Raw genomic sequence first — 14,217 nt, forward strand, 5'->3', positions numbered from 1 at the left:
CCCCAGGCGGCGTCAAAGGAGATGGATACCATCTTTTGGTCCCGCTGGACGCAGTAGATGGGCAGCTGCCGCTGGGTGGCCGCGGCATCCACGGCGTAGGGGTAATTTACCACATAGAACATCAGCGCCGCCGCCAGGGCGCAGGCCGCCGCCGTCAGCGGTTTTTTCCGAAGCAGCAAGATTTTTCCCATAGCAAACCCTCCTTTCTGCCAGTGTATGCCCGCGCCGCGCCCGGCAGAAGCAGGCAGGCGCCTCCCCCTTTCCCAAGGCCGATACAGGGAAAGGGGGAGGCGCCTGCCTTTATTATGTCATTTTTTCGGAGGAAACAGCAAGGCCGCCGTGTCCGCGCAGACCTACTCCTGCTGGGGCTGGAACCACTCCCGGGTGAGGCGGCAGAAGAGCTGCTCGGCCTCGTTGAGAATCCAGTTTTTACGGCGCACCAGCAGATTGAGCCGGTAGAGCTTGGGTTCCAGGGAATAGCAGGCCACCGGCCCGCCCTTCTGCGTGCAGGACTCCCCCAGGAAGGTGACGCCGCTGCCGTTGGACACCATGATCTGGGTGGCCACAATGCTGTTGGTCTCACACATGGCGCTGGGCTCAAAGTGGTACGTTTCAAACAGCTGGTCGGCCAGCACCCGGAGAGTGGAGCCCTTCCGGGACAGCAGGAAGTTCTCATCCTCGAACCGCCGCACAAACTCCGCCTGGGGAATGGGCTTGTCGGGGTTTTCTTTGGTATAGGGGTGGTCAGTGGGCAGGGCGAAGAGCACCTCCTCCTGCCGCAGCACGTCGGCCAGCTCCTCGTCAAAGGGCTTGATGGTGTTGGCGGCCATGAGACCCAGGTCGATGTTCTCCTCCAGCAGCATCTTGGTCAGGGCGGGAAGGCTCTGCTCGGTGATCTCCACCCGGTAATCCGGGTAGTAGGACTTAAACCGGGGTACGATCTCCGTGAGGGCCAGCAGGGCAAACTGGGAGGTGCAGCCGATGGTGATGTGTCCCCGGTTGTCCAGGCTGGCAATGTCCTTGTACAGCTGCTCCTTGATCTGGAGCACCCGGCGGGCCGCCTCCGTATAGAGCTGTCCCGCGGGAGTGAGCACCAGCTCACCCCGGGCGCGGAAGAACAGGGGGGTGCCGATCTCCTGCTCCAGCTTGGTCAGATACTGGCTGAGGGAGGACTGGGAGACAAACAGTTCTTCGGCCGCCTTGGTCATATTCTTCTTCCGAGCGATGGTGAGAATGTAGGTCAAATACCTGGTGTCCACTGGCGCACTCCTTTCCGCAGTCCGTCATTTGGCCAAAAAAAAGCGTCGATAAGCATTCCCGATTGTGGAAATCACAATTACGAATTGGTCAAAACCCAGGGGATTGATTATAATCATTTTACCAAAGCCGCAGGAGAAAGGGAAGAGGTTTTCTCGCTGTGGGCCGCCAAAACGCAGCGGCTGCTTCTTCACACCCTGTGCGGACGCAAGTGGAAACCCTTAAAGTGGGAGGAGATTGTATGGAAAAAGGCACCCCTATCGTAACGGAGATGAAGGTGATTCCGGTAGCGGGTCTGGACAGCATGCTGATGACCCTGAGCGGCGCCCACGCCCCCTGGTTCACCCGGAACCTGGTGATTCTGAAGGACAGCGCGGGCCACACCGGCATCGGTGAAATCCACGGCGGAGATTTCACCTGCGCGGCGCTGGAGAGCTGCATTCCCCTGGTGGAGGGCAAGCCCATCGGCACCTACCGCAGCATTCTGGACGCCATCCACAAGGCCAGCACCCGTCCGCCGGAGGACGACGGCGAGGGCATCCAGACGCTGGATATCAGCAAGCTCAAGTTTGTGGTGAAGGCGGAGTGGGCCATCGAATGCGCCCTGCTGGACCTGCTGGGCCAGTATCTGGACCTGCCCATGTGCCAGCTGCTGGGCAACGGCAAGCAGCGGGACAAGGTGGAGACCCTGGGCTATCTGTTCTATGTCAGCGACAAGAGCAAGGCCGCCGGCCTGCCCTACCTGGATGAGAGCAGCAGCAGCGACCCCTGGTTCCGGCTCCGCCGGCAGGAGATGCTCACGCCGGAGCGGATTGTGGAGCAGGCCCAGGTGCTCCATGAGAAATACGGCTTCCGCAACTTCAAGCTCAAGGGCGGCGTGCTCCCCGGCGCAGAGGAGCTGGAGGCCATCCGGGCCTTGAAGCAGTCCTTCCCCAACGGCCGGATCAACATTGACCCCAACGGAGCCTGGAGCCTGGAGGAGGCCATTCGGATCTGCAAGCCCATGGAGGGAGTGCTCACCTACGTGGAGGACCCCTGCGGTCCGGAGGCGGGCTACTCCAGCCGGGAGATCATGGCGGAGTTTAAAAACGCGGTGAACCTGCCGGTGGCCACCAACATGATCGCCACCGACTGGCGGCAGTTCTACCACGCCGCCGCCCAGAAGTCGGTGGACATCGTGCTGGCCGACCCCCACTTCTGGGGCTTTGACGGCAGCGTGCGGATGGCCCAGCTCCTCAACGACTGGGGCCTGACCTGGGGCAGCCACTCCAACAACCACTTCGATATCACCCTGACCGCCTTCGCCCATGTGGCCGCCGCCGCCCCCGGCAACCCCACCGCCCTGGACACCCACTGGATCTGGCAGGACGGCCAGAACCTGCTGAAGGACACCCCCCAGATCAGGGACGGCTACCTGGAGGTGCCGGACCGGCCGGGCATGGGCGTGACCATCGACATGGAGAAGGTGGCCCAGGCCAACGCCCTGTACAACAAGCTGCCCAGCCATGACCGGGACGACGCCATGGCCATGCAGTACCTGATCCCCAACTGGAAGTACGATTCCAAAAAGCCCTGCCTGGTGCGCTGAGCGCCGGCCGGACGCATTCTTAAGAGAGGAGTGAACAGTATGAAGACGCAAAAAATGCAGGATCAGATTTTCGGCGTCATCGTGCTGGCTGTGGCCGCCTTCTACACGGTGTTTACCTTTCTGATCCCGCTGAAGGAAGGCTCGGACATCATCAACGCCAGGACCGTACCCCTGCTGCTGGCGGCGCTGATGTGGGTCCTGGGCATCTGCCAGCTGGTGACCGCCCGGAAGGCCGACACCAAGCCCCTGGATAAGGAGGCCAGAGACCTGAGAACGGTGCTGAAAACCGCGGTGCTCATCGTGGTCTACATCGCCCTGTTTGAGCCGGTGGGCTTCCTCATCACCACCATGGTCTACCTGTTCCTGCAATTCATCTTCCTGACGCCGGCGGACAAAAAGCCCAACTACCTGTTTTACGGCATCATCTCCCTGGTGGTCAGCCTGTTCGTGTACACCATTTTCCGGTACAGCCTGGACATCATCCTGCCCCAGGGCCTGATCACATTCTTCTAAGGAGGCGAATCTCAATGTTGGAATTGTTTGCACAGGGGTTTGCCAATGTGTTTTCCCCCTTCTGCCTGGTGCTGATGGTGCTGGGTACCGTCATCGGCATCATTTTCGGCGCGGTGCCTGGCCTGTCCTCGGTGATGGCCATTGCCCTGTTCCTGCCCCTGACCTACGGCATGGATCCGGGCCAGGGCCTGTCGGTGCTGGTGGCTCTGTACATCGGCTCGGTGTCCGGCGGCCTGGTGTCCGCCATTCTGCTGAAAATCCCCGGCACACCCGCTTCCATCGCCACCTGCTTTGACGGCCACCCCATGCTGGCCAGGGGCGAGGGCGCCAAGGCCCTGGGCGCCGGTGTGTTCTACTCCTTCCTGGGTACCATCATCAGCGTGGTGGCTCTGATGTTCATCGCCCCTCAGATTGCCAAGGTGGCCATCAATTTCGGCCCCCACGAGTATTTCGCCATCTCCATTTTCTCCCTGATGCTCATCGCAACCCTGTCCTCCGGCTCCATGGTCAAGGGCATCTTCTCCGGCGTGCTGGGGCTGGCCTTCGCCACCGTGGGCATCGCCCCTCTGGACGCGGTGAAGCGCTTCACCTTCGGCACTGTGGCCCTGTCCGACGGCTTTGATGTGCTCACCGTGATGATCGGTCTGTTCGCCGTGTCGGAGGTCATCAAAATCGCCGAGGTGGCCAAGCGGGAAAAGGCCAGCGACGTGGCCCAGGTCAACATGAAGGTCAAGGGCTTCGGATTTACCGTCAAAGAGTTTATCCAGCAGATTCCCAACGCCATCCGGGCCGCTCTGGTGGGCCTTGGCATCGGCATCCTTCCCGGCATCGGCGCCGGCACCTCCAACCTGGTGGCCTACACGGTCAACAAAAACGCCGACAAGAAGCACTCCGATGAATACGGCAAGGGCTACATCGGCGGCATCATCTCCTCCGAGACCGCCAACAACGCCTCGGTGGGCGGGGCCATGATCCCCCTGATGACCCTGGGCATCCCCGGCGACGGCGTCACCGCCCTGCTGCTGGGCGCCTTCATGGTCCACGGCATCGCCCCCGGTCCCCTGCTGTTCCAGAACTACGGTCCTCTGGTTTACACCATCTTCGTGGCCTGCCTTGTGGCCACCGTGCTGATGCTGGTGATCGAGTGGTACGGCATGCACATCTTCGCCAAGGTCCTCAAGGTACCCCGTCACATCCTGCTCCCCATTGTATTTGTGCTCTGCGTGGTGGGCGCTTTCGGCCTGTCCAGCCGGGTGTTCGACGTGTGGGCCGTGCTGATCTTCGGCGTCATCGGCTACTTCTTCACCATCTTCAAGGTTCCCCAGGCGCCCTTCGTCATCGGCTTCGTGCTGGGCAGCATGGCGGAGACCAACTTCCGCCGGGGTATGATGATGAGCGACGACAACTTCCTGGACTTCTTCACCAAGCCTATCGCCGCCGCCTTCCTGATCTTCACTCTGGTGTACTTCCTGTACGTGGTGGTCAAGGAAATCAAGAAGGCCCAGGCCAGGAAAACCGCCAGCGGTCAGGCGGTCTGATGGAACCCCGGGCAATCCCAAGCCCATTGATAAAACACTTTAGTATGGAAAGGAAGCATTGACATGAAAAAGAGACAGCTTTTTGCATCCGTAATGGCCGGCGCACTGCTGCTGGGTACCTTGGCCGGCTGCGGCAACAACAGTTCCGCCGACGGCGGCGGGGAGGAGTGGCCCACCAAGGCGGTAAACGTGGTGGTAACCGCCAGCGCCGGCGGCGACACCGACTTCAACGCCCGCACCTTCGCCACCTACTTCGAGCAGGTCACCGGCCAGCCCATGGTGATCACCAACACCGCCGGCGGCGGCGGCAGCGTGGCCACCTCCGAGGTGAAGGACAGCAAGGCTGACGGCAGCAAGATCCTGTTCTGCCACACCGGCCAGATGATCGTCAACGAGGTGGCCGGCCTCATCGACTACAGCATGGACGACTTCGACATCGCCTGCATCCCCGCGGTGGACAAGGGTACCGTTCTGGTGGCCAGCAAAGCCTCCGGCATCACCTCCGTGGAGGACCTGGTGGAGAAGGCCAAGGCCGCTCCCGGCGAGATCACCTACGCCTCTGAGCTGGGCGGCTACTCCCACCTGCAGGGCCTGATCTTGATGGAGAAGGCGGGGATTGACCTGAAGATCCTGGACATCGGCTCCGCCTCCGACAAGATCACCAACATGCTGGGCGGCCGGGTGGATCTGGCTGCCATCTCCTACGGCGCCGTGAAGGACTACGCCGAAACCGGCGATCTGATCATCCTGGCCCAGTACAACGAGGAGCGCAACGAGAATCTGGACCCCGACATCCCCACCTTCGTGGAGTGCGGCATTGACTTTGTGATGGAGAAGCCCTACATCATCGCCTTCCCCAAGGGAACCGACCAGGCCATCATCGACAAGATCAATGAAGTGGCGGCCCAGATCGCCGAGGACCCCGACTACCAGGCCGCCCTCATTGAAGGGTACAACCAGCCCGCCGAGTACATCGCCCATGACGAGGCGCTGGAGCTGCTGGCCCAGACCCGGGAGGATTACATGGCCTATCAGGACCTGCTCCAGTAAGCGAGTTCCTTTCCTCTCTTTCCCATTTCCCTTACTACCTATCCATCCTTTCGTTCCGGCCGGCTATGTGTGCTACCGTCACATAGCCGGCCCCTTTTTGCCCGCCCCCCTCCGGTCCGGCTCCCCGCCCGGAAGAGCAGCAGCCCCGCGGCGCACAGCCCCCCGCCGAGAAGAAGAGCGGCGGACAGGCTGCGGTCGGCCACCGCTCCAAAAGCCAGGTTGGCTCCCACGCCCACCACGTCCATCACCATGGCCCCCACGCTGAGAGCGGTGGCCCGGTCCGCCGTGGAGATCTCCCGGTTTTGCAGCTCCAGCTGGAGGGGCTGGAACAGGCTGTTTCCCACCCGGAACAGGAGCAGCCCCGCCACGGACAGGGCGGCGCTGCGGGTCAGCGCCAGCGTCAGGCAGGACAGGGCGGACAGGGCGAAGAGCAGCCGGGCCGTCCGCCTCTCCCCCAGCGTCCGGGTAAGCCGGAAGGAGTACGCCCCGGTCAGGCCCAGCAGGGTGGCGGCCAGATAGGCCAGGCCAATCGCCCGATCCCCCATGCCGCAGCGCTGATACTGCGGCTGGTTGAGAAAGACCGTCACCACCTGATGGCTCTCGGTGAGCAGCCCTGCTGCAACCAGAAGCACCATCAGCCGCCGGTTTTTCAGTACCTGGCCCGCAGCCTGCCGAAAGGCCCCCGGTTGCCGGTATGGTTCACTGGGCTTCACTTCCGCAAGGCCGAAGGACAACAGGGCGGCCACTCCGTAGCTGAGGGCGGTGAGCAGTCCAGCCAACGCATACCGCTCTCCAATCCACAGGGAGAAGACCAAAGCCGCCGCCAGCAGTCCCAGGGTTTGCAGGCTGGTATACAGGCCAAACACCCGCTGGCTCTCCCCCGGTGGGCAGGAGAGGAAGAGGATGCTCTCATCCAGCCCGGACAGTCCCGCCAGCACCACACTGAGCACCACCCGCTCCGCCAGAAATCCGCCGAAGCCGTCCGCCTGCCAAAACAGCAGCTTGGAAATAAAATAGAGGCAGCAGCAGAATACCATGGCCTTCTTGTAGCCTATCCGGTCGGCGGCGGCCCCCCAGGGGACCTCCAGCAGGATACACAGGGCCAAGGACACACTCTCCAGCAGGGTAATCTGAAACAGGCTCAGGCCGTGAGCCTGCCGGTAAAGGGTGGCCACCGGCCCGTAAAACACCATCCCCTGAAGCAGGGCAATCGCGTACATCAGAGAAAGATTTCGTTTCATTTCAGATAACAGTTTCCTTTCCTGTTTTTTGCAGCACAAATGGGCGCCGGCTTCCCGGCGCCTGCTCCGCGCTGCGGCTCAGGTGGGACTGCACCTCATAAAATCCGCCTCCCGTTTTCTCTTGCTCAAAGAATTATAGCATATATGTTTCGTTTTGGGGTTGCCAAATAGGACAACTTGTGTTATCCTCAAACGGCAGCCAAAAGACTAGTAAAATAATAGGAAAAAGGAGGAAAATCAGGTGGAAGCTTGCGGACGAAGTACCAGCGCGGGCAGTGCGTGTCCTTTACGGAGCCGGTGCGGCACCCCCTGGTTTTCCCCGTAACACGGGGGCTGCCGGGCCAGCCCTTCCTGGATTTCCGCACACCGCCGCTGGGGCATCCGGGTTTTAACCCGGACGCCTGGCCGCGGCGCGCCTGCTTTGGTGACTTCCTCGCTGTATCACAACGGACAGGAGGAAAGGCCCATGAAACTGAATCTGACTTTGGAGGCGCTGCAGGACCTGCTGGAGCGCCGGGATGCGTACGCCCTGCAGGCGGCGCTGGAGAAGGAACATCCCGCCGATCTGGCGGAGCTGCTGGAGGGGCTGGCGGGCCAGGAGAAGCTGGCCGCCATGGCCCCCCCGGAAAAGTCCTATTTGAAAACCGGTGTCCTTACCCTGGCCCGGCACCGGATTGTGTGGCTGCTGGTGCTGATGGTATCCGGCATGATCACCGGCAGCATCCTGGGCCGGTATGAGGCGGCCTTCTCCGCCATGCCCCTGCTGGTCACCTTTATTCCCATGCTCACCGACACCGGCGGCAACGCCGGCAGCCAGTCCAGCACCCTCATCATCCGGGGCATGGCGGTGGGGGAGATCCGGCTGCGGGACTTCGGCAAGGTCTTCTGGAAGGAGCTGCGGGTGAGTCTGGTGGTGGGGGCTGCCCTCAGCGGCGTGAATTTTGTCCGTCTCCTCCTCACCTGCCCCGGCCAGACCGCCACCGCCCTTACGGTGGCCGCCGCCCTGTTTGTCACGGTGCTGCTGGCCAAGACCATAGGCGGCGTGCTTCCCATGGCCGCCAAGTTTTTCCGGGCCGACCCGGCCATTATGGCCGCCCCGCTGATCACCACCATCGTGGACGCCATCTCCCTGGTGGTCTATTTCACCATCGCCAGCGTCCTGCTGCCTATCTGAACAAAAAATGTCCCTGTCCTCAAGCGGACAGGGACATTTTTTCACGCATTCCTGCCCCGGCGGAGATCGCAGATTCCCTTGACGACCTGGATCACCAGGGTGGGCAGAAAGGCCAGACCCACGATCTCCCCCAGATTGGCAAGCCCGAAAGCGGGCGCCACCTGGAACAGGCCCTTGAGGCCGGGAATGAAGAGCACCGCCAGCAGCAGCGCCACGCCGGCGCAGAAGGCCAGAATGGAATAGGGGTTGGTGGCGAGCTTCAGCCGGAAAATGGATTCCCGGCCCCGGCAGTTGAAGCCGTGGAACAGCCGGGCCAGGGTGAGTGTGGCAAAGGCCATGGTGGAGGCCATGGCGGCGTCTCCCCCCTGATAGCCCAGATAGAAGGCCGCCATGGTCACCACGGCGATGAGCAGACCCTGTCCGCCGATGCGGGAGAGCAGCGGCCGGTTGAGAATGGGCTCCTTGGGGTCCCTGGGTTTCTGGTCCAGCAGACCACGGCGGGCGGGTTCCATTCCGATGGCAATGGCGGGCAGGGAGTCGGTAAGCAGGTTGATAAACAGCAGGTGTACCGGCTGAAAGGGGACAGGCAGGGCCAGCAGGGATGCGTACAGCACACAAAAGATGCCGGCGGTATTGCCGCTGAGCAGGAACTGAATGGCGTTTTTGATGTTGGCGTACACGCTGCGGCCGTTGACCACCGCCTTGACGATGGTGGCAAAGTTGTCGTCGGCCAGGATCATGGAGGCGGCGTCCTTGCTCACCTCGGTACCGGTAATGCCCATGGCCACGCCGATGTCCGCCTTCTTCAGGGCGGGGGCGTCGTTGACGCCGTCTCCGGTCATGGAGACAATCTTACCCTTTCGCTGCCAGGCGTTGACGATGCGGATCTTATGCTCCGGGGATACCCGGGCGTACACCGAGATCTGCTCCAGCTGCTGGTCCAGGTCGGCGTCGGTCATCTGGTCCAGCTCCAGGCCGGACACCGCCCGGTCTCCCTCCCGGAAGATTCCCAGCTTCCGGGCAATGGCGGAGGCGGTGATCTTGTGGTCGCCGGTAATCATAATGGTGCGGATGCCGCCCCGGCTGGCGTCGGCCACCGCCTGCACCGCCTCGGGCCGGGGCGGGTCAATCATGGAGATGAGGCCGATGAAGGTAAAGGCCCCCTCGTCGTCCAGAGTGAGGGGCCGGACGGCCTCCAGCTCCTTATAGGCAAAGGCCAGCACCCGCAGGCCCTCCATGGACAGCCCCATATTTACCCGGGCGATGGTCTCCTTCCGCTCCGGGGTGAGCTCCACCCTTCCCTCCCGGGTGAGCAGCCACTTGGACCGGTCCAGCAGCACGTCGATGGCCCCCTTGGTAAACAGGGTGGGGGTTCCGTCAATGTCGTGGAGGGTGCTCATCAGCTTACGGTCGGAGTCAAAGGCCAGCTCCCCCAGGCGGGGGTGCTGGGCGCGGTAAATCTCCTCATTCACCCCGAACTTCTCGCCCAGCATCACCAGGGCCACCTCGGTGGGGTCGCCGATGGAGGCGCCGGTCTCCTCGTTGTTGGTGGCGTCGCTGGCCAGCAGGGCGGCCTTGAGCAGCAGACGCTGCACGTCGTTCACCAGCTCCAGGTCATTCCCTTCCAGCAGGGAGCCGTCGGCGTACACCTTCTGGGGGGTCATCTTGTTCTGGGTCAGGGTACCCGTTTTATCTGAGCAGATAACGGAGACGGAGCCGAGGCTCTCCACCGCTTTCAGGTCCTTCATGATGGCGTTCTGCCGGGCCATTTTCTGGGTCCCCATGGCCAGCACGATGGTGACGATGGAGGACAGGGCCTCCGGGATGGCGGCCACCGCCAGGGCCACGGCAAACATGAGGGAGTCCAGCACCCCCATGCCGGTGCGGAAGACGGACAGGGCAAACACCACAGCGCAGATGGCCATAATGACGATAGCCAGCTTGGCGGAGAAGTTGTCCAGGCTCTGCTGGAGGGGGGTCTTGCGCTGCTGGGTCTGGTTCATCAGGGCGGCGATCTTGCCCAGCTCGGTATCCATGCCGGTGCCGGTGACCAGCACGGTGGCCCGGCCATAGGTCACCAGGGAGCCGGAGAACACCATGTTCTTCTGGTCCCCCAGAGCCACCTGGCCGCCGTCCATTTTGTCGGCGGTTTTGTCCACTCCCTCGCTCTCGCCGGTGAGGGAGCTCTCGTTTACTTTGAGGGAAAAATTCTCCACAATCCGGCCGTCGGCCACCACCATGTCTCCGGCCTCCAGCAGTACGATGTCCCCGGGTACCACGTCGGCGGAGGGGATCTCCACCCGCACGCCCCCCCGGAGCACCTTGGCGGAGGGAGAGGACATGGCCTTCAGGCTCTCCAGAGACTTCTCCGCCTTCACATACTGGACGGTACCCAAAATGGCGTTGAGAATGAGCACGGCGAAGATGACGATGGTGCTCTCCACATTCTCCGACAGGGCGGAGATGAGAGCGGCAACAATGAGGATGATCACCAGCAGGTCCTTGAACTGCTCCAGAAACACCTGAAGCACGCTCTTCTTCTTCCCCTCGGACAGCTTATTGGGGCCGTACTGCCCCAGGCGGTCCCGGGCCTCCCGGTCGGTCAGGCCTTCCGCCCTGGCCTGCCGTGCCTCCATCGCCTGGGGGATGGTCATGCTGTAATAGGGCTGCGTCATAACATTCCTTCCCTTCTCTGGTTACTCAGCGAGAGGGCAAACAAAAAAGACCTCCCGCCAACCGCCGTCCATGACGACAGTTGCCGAAAAGTCTTGTTACCACATCGGGCGTATGCCGCCAGGTCCGCACAGGCGGGCCGTGATGTTGACGGCATAACTTTCAAACTACTCCCTTTTCAACTGTCGGTATCATACCACACGCTCACATCCAAGTCAATTCCTTTTCCAGTATTCCCCCGCTTTTCAGCATTATTCCCGGAACGGTTGACGGCGCAGCCCGCTTTCGGTATACTCTCTCCAGGTATTTCTTTTGGAAAGGAGCCGTTTATGAAGCCGAAAGCCGTACCCGCGCTGCTGAAAACCGCCTGGATTCTGGAGTTGGTCATCGCCATCTTTATTCTGGCGGTCACCGTGGTAGAAACGGTGCTGACGGGCAAGGACTCCGTGGAGCATCTGCTGGCGGGCCAGTTTAGTCTGGACCAGTTTCTGGTGAGCGCCATGAACATCATTGTGGGTCTGGAGTTTATGAAAATGCTCATCCTCCACACCCCCCGGGCGGTCACCGATGTGCTTCTGTTCGCCATCGCCCGGCAGCTGGTGGTGAGCCATTCCACCCCGGTGGATACCCTGCTGGGGGTGGCGGCGGTGGCCCTCATCTTCGTCATCCGCAAGTTTCTCCACTCCAAGGAGGATATGGATCTCCCCGGACCCTCCTCCCCGCCATCGGAATAGGCAAAAACCGCGGAAGCCGGGGCTTCCGCGGTTTTTTTGCCCGCTTTGAAGAATCCGGCCGCCGGCAATCGTATTCTGGGTGAAAGCGCTTTTCAATCCCACGGAAAGGACGTGACAGACATGCCCTCCACACTGGACCGCTCGGAGGTCCGGCGGCTGGTGGAGACCTACTCCGACCTCATCCTCCGGCTGAGTTACACCTATCTGGGCAGCACCCACGACGCCCAGGATATCTGTCAGGACATTTTTCTCAAGCTGCTGCAGCATCCCCATACTTTCGACAGTCCGGAGCATGAGCGGGCCTGGATCATCCGCTCTGCCGCCAACCTGTGCAAGGATCATCTGAAAAGCCGCTGGCGGCGCACCACGGTAGCTCTGGAGGCGGCGGAGACAGTGCCCGCCCCCCAGCCGGAGGAGGGAGAACTGCTGGCGGCGCTGGAGCTGCTGCCCCCCAAGTACCGGACCGTCATCTACCTCTACTACTACGAGGGCTACTCCGCCAAGGAGATCGGCGCTCTGCTGGGGGAAAAGCCGGCTACCGTCTTTACCCGTCTGGAGCGGGGACGGCAGAAGCTGCGGACCTATCTGGAACAGGAGGAACTGACATGAAGCGTTATCACGATACGATGGATCAGCTCCGCTTCACCCCGGAGCAAAAGGAAGATATGGTAGACCGGCTGATGGCGGCAGAGGCAGCCGCGCCCCGCCGGGTCCTGCCCCTCCGCCGCCTGGCTGCGGTGGGAGTTGCCGCCGCCCTGGTGCTCAGCCTGGGGGTAGCCGGGGCCACCGGCGCTCTGGGCAGCGCTGGGGAGGCCTTTGCCGGCCTGTTCAGCGGCGGGGCCGCCGAGACGGAGATCATCGACCAGATCGGCTACTCCATCGGGGCCAGCGACACCTCCAACGGCGTCACCATCACCGCTGACGCCATTATGGGCGACACCTACAGCTATGCCGTGGTGTACACCATCCAGCGGGAGGACGGAAAGGCTCTGGTAAACGATGACGTTCTGGCCCGGGTTTCAAATCCATCGACGGGAGCTCTGCCTCTCGCTTTTCAGTTCCACGACATCACACCTCTGGGCTACACAGGCGGCAGCCATGCCAGAAGCTGGTTCTACGACGCCGATTCCGCCGACAACGCCATCCAGTTCGTGGAGCTGCGCACCCAGAGCGCACCCATCGAGCCGGGAGAGATCACCGTGCAGCTCCGGGATCTGGAGGTGTACAACGAAGACTACACCGCCCGCACCACCCTGGCAAAGGGGAGCTGGACGCTGAAGTTCCAGCTGGACTTTGAGAATTCCTCCCGGGTCCTGCCCTGCGGGCAGACCTTCCGTCTGGACGGGGCGGAGGCCGTGCTGAACACCGTCACCCTCTCTCCCCTGTCCATTCAGGTGGATTACACCGTCCGCGGGGAAGGCGATCCCAGCATGGACTGGATCGAGCCGCTCTCCCTGTCTCTCACCTATACCGACGGTACCACCCTGGATCTGTCCCACGCCGGCGGTACCAGTGCCTACGGGGAAGACGCCGTCAACTGCCAGAAAAGCATGATTTTTGATCAGATCCTGGCCCTGGATGAGGTAGCTTTTGTCACCGTGGGGGATGTGGTCATCCCCGTCACGCAGTAAGCAAAAACCGGGCCCGCCGCACGGCGGGCCCGCTTTCCTTATCTCTGATACTCGAATTCCAGGTTGTACAGGGAGACGATATCCCCATCCCGGATGCCCATTTCCTCCAGCCGGTCGAACAAGCCGGACTGACGGAGCATCTTGTCAAACCAGTTCCGGGATTCGTAGTCCCCGAAGTTGACGTTGGCCATGAGCCGCTGGAGCCAGGGTCCCTCCACAATCCAGGTATCGTCCTCGTGGATGATGTTGAGGGGCTCGGAGGTGTCCACCTCCGGGGGCCGCTCCACGTAGGTGGGTTCGTACACCGTAATGGGCGGCAGGTGCTCCAGCTCCCTTGCGGCGGCCAGCATCAGCTCCCGGGTCCCCTGCTGGGAGGCAGCGGAAATCTCAAAGAAGGGCATACCCAGGGCCTCCACATGGGCCTTCAGGGCCTCCAGACCGGAGCGGTCGGCTGCGATATCCACCTTGTTGCCCGCCACGATCATGGGCCGGTCCTCCAGGCCGGAGCCGTACTGCTTCAGTTCCTCCTGAATAGCCTCGAAGTCGGCCACCGGGTCCCGGCCCTCACAGCCGGACACATCCACCACGTGGATGAGCAGGCGGCAGCGATCGATGTGCCGCAAAAAGTCGTGGCCCAGGCCGGCGCCGTCGGCGGCCCCCTCGATAATGCCGGGGATGTCGGCCAGCACGAAGGACACCCCCTCCTCCACATACACCACCCCCAGGTTGGGGAAGAGGGTGGTAAAGTGGTAGTTGGCGATCTTGGGCCGGGCCTTGGACACCACGGAGAGCAGGGTGGACTTGCCCACGTTGGGGAA

General features: G+C 62.1%; 12 protein-coding genes and 1 pseudogene. 8 read left to right on the forward strand and 5 right to left on the reverse strand.

Going from position 1 to position 14,217, the window contains the following annotated elements; genetic code table 11:
* Together Q0J74_RS06990 and Q0J74_RS06995 are read right to left on the reverse strand one after the other, a co-directional pair.
* Positions 1 to 191 (reverse strand): annotated as a pseudogene (locus Q0J74_RS06990) (deacetylase); the annotation flags it as partial.
* Positions 192 to 353: 162 nt separating this feature from the next.
* A complete protein-coding gene (locus tag Q0J74_RS06995; RefSeq protein ID WP_297212652.1) occupies positions 354 to 1,259 on the reverse strand; it encodes a LysR family transcriptional regulator in 906 nt (301 codons plus the stop codon).
* A gap of 239 nt (positions 1,260 to 1,498) precedes the next feature.
* Here Q0J74_RS06995 and Q0J74_RS07000 point away from each other — a divergent pair, with 239 nt between their 5' ends.
* The 4 genes from Q0J74_RS07000 to Q0J74_RS07015 all read left to right on the forward strand — a co-directional run bounded on the left by Q0J74_RS07000 (position 1,499) and on the right by Q0J74_RS07015 (position 5,946).
* Positions 1,499 to 2,845, forward strand: coding sequence for an enolase C-terminal domain-like protein (locus Q0J74_RS07000; protein WP_297212654.1), 1,347 nt, complete (start codon positions 1,499 to 1,501; stop codon positions 2,843 to 2,845).
* Between the two features lie 39 nt (positions 2,846 to 2,884).
* Positions 2,885 to 3,358 (forward strand): tripartite tricarboxylate transporter TctB family protein, encoded by a 474-nt coding sequence (locus Q0J74_RS07005; protein WP_297212655.1) that lies wholly within the window; start codon positions 2,885 to 2,887, stop codon positions 3,356 to 3,358.
* Positions 3,359 to 3,372: 14 nt separating this feature from the next.
* A complete protein-coding gene (locus Q0J74_RS07010) occupies positions 3,373 to 4,896 on the forward strand; it encodes a tripartite tricarboxylate transporter permease (protein WP_297212658.1) in 1,524 nt (507 codons plus the stop codon).
* Positions 4,897 to 4,959: 63 nt separating this feature from the next.
* Positions 4,960 to 5,946 (forward strand): tripartite tricarboxylate transporter substrate binding protein, encoded by a 987-nt coding sequence (locus Q0J74_RS07015; protein WP_297212662.1) that lies wholly within the window; start codon positions 4,960 to 4,962, stop codon positions 5,944 to 5,946.
* Between the two features lie 38 nt (positions 5,947 to 5,984).
* Here the strand turns inward: Q0J74_RS07015 and Q0J74_RS07020 are convergent, their stop codons facing one another.
* Positions 5,985 to 7,187, reverse strand: a complete 1,203-nt coding sequence (locus Q0J74_RS07020) for an MFS transporter (protein ID WP_297212664.1) — start codon at positions 7,185 to 7,187, stop codon at positions 5,985 to 5,987.
* Between the two features lie 466 nt (positions 7,188 to 7,653).
* On the opposite strand from Q0J74_RS07020, the gene Q0J74_RS07025 reads away from it, so the two are divergent.
* Complete coding sequence (locus Q0J74_RS07025; protein ID WP_363315567.1) at positions 7,654 to 8,361, forward strand: magnesium transporter; 708 nt, start codon at positions 7,654 to 7,656, stop codon at positions 8,359 to 8,361.
* Between the two features lie 41 nt (positions 8,362 to 8,402).
* Here the strand turns inward: Q0J74_RS07025 and Q0J74_RS07030 are convergent, their stop codons facing one another.
* Positions 8,403 to 11,036: a cation-translocating P-type ATPase gene (locus Q0J74_RS07030; RefSeq protein ID WP_297212666.1), complete on the reverse strand. Its 2,634-nt coding sequence runs from the start codon at positions 11,034 to 11,036 to the stop codon at positions 8,403 to 8,405.
* A gap of 327 nt (positions 11,037 to 11,363) precedes the next feature.
* Here Q0J74_RS07030 and Q0J74_RS07035 point away from each other — a divergent pair, with 327 nt between their 5' ends.
* The 3 genes from Q0J74_RS07035 (at position 11,364) to Q0J74_RS07045 (ending at position 13,399) form a co-directional block, all read left to right on the forward strand.
* Positions 11,364 to 11,768, forward strand: coding sequence for a hypothetical protein (locus tag Q0J74_RS07035; protein ID WP_297212668.1), 405 nt, complete (start codon positions 11,364 to 11,366; stop codon positions 11,766 to 11,768).
* 120 nt (positions 11,769 to 11,888) lie between these two features.
* Entirely contained in the window at positions 11,889 to 12,377 is a 489-nt protein-coding gene (locus Q0J74_RS07040; protein ID WP_297212670.1) for an RNA polymerase sigma factor, read from the forward strand.
* Positions 12,374 to 13,399 (forward strand): DUF4179 domain-containing protein, encoded by a 1,026-nt coding sequence (locus tag Q0J74_RS07045; RefSeq protein WP_297212672.1) that lies wholly within the window; start codon positions 12,374 to 12,376, stop codon positions 13,397 to 13,399. Before Q0J74_RS07040 ends, Q0J74_RS07045 begins: the two co-directional genes overlap by 4 nt.
* 38 nt (positions 13,400 to 13,437) lie before the next feature.
* Here the strand turns inward: Q0J74_RS07045 and cgtA are convergent.
* Positions 13,438 to 14,217, reverse strand: a 780-nt coding sequence (gene cgtA, locus Q0J74_RS07050; protein WP_297212674.1) for an Obg family GTPase CgtA, incomplete at its 5' end; no start/stop codon positions are given.

It is taken from the genome of uncultured Flavonifractor sp. (genome assembly GCF_944387675.1).
GTDB lineage: Bacteria > Bacillota > Clostridia > Oscillospirales > Oscillospiraceae > Flavonifractor.

Excerpts from the sequence above, each read along its gene's own strand:
- Q0J74_RS07015 (WP_297212662.1), top strand. The coding sequence starts at position 4,960 with ATGAAAAAGAGACAGCTTTTTGCATCCGTAATGGCCGGCGCACTGCTG.
- Q0J74_RS07000 (WP_297212654.1), top strand. The coding sequence starts at position 1,499 with ATGGAAAAAGGCACCCCTATCGTAACGGAGATGAAGGTGATTCCGGTA.
- Q0J74_RS07010 (WP_297212658.1), top strand. The coding sequence starts at position 3,373 with ATGTTGGAATTGTTTGCACAGGGGTTTGCCAATGTGTTTTCCCCCTTC.
- Q0J74_RS07030 (WP_297212666.1), bottom strand. The coding sequence starts at position 11,036 with ATGACGCAGCCCTATTACAGCATGACCATCCCCCAGGCGATGGAGGCA.
- Q0J74_RS07040 (WP_297212670.1), top strand. The coding sequence starts at position 11,889 with ATGCCCTCCACACTGGACCGCTCGGAGGTCCGGCGGCTGGTGGAGACC.
- Q0J74_RS07025 (WP_363315567.1), top strand. The coding sequence starts at position 7,654 with ATGAAACTGAATCTGACTTTGGAGGCGCTGCAGGACCTGCTGGAGCGC.
- Q0J74_RS07045 (WP_297212672.1), top strand. The coding sequence starts at position 12,374 with ATGAAGCGTTATCACGATACGATGGATCAGCTCCGCTTCACCCCGGAG.
- Q0J74_RS07035 (WP_297212668.1), top strand. The coding sequence starts at position 11,364 with ATGAAGCCGAAAGCCGTACCCGCGCTGCTGAAAACCGCCTGGATTCTG.
- Q0J74_RS07020 (WP_297212664.1), bottom strand. The coding sequence starts at position 7,187 with ATGAAACGAAATCTTTCTCTGATGTACGCGATTGCCCTGCTTCAGGGG.
- Q0J74_RS07005 (WP_297212655.1), top strand. The coding sequence starts at position 2,885 with ATGAAGACGCAAAAAATGCAGGATCAGATTTTCGGCGTCATCGTGCTG.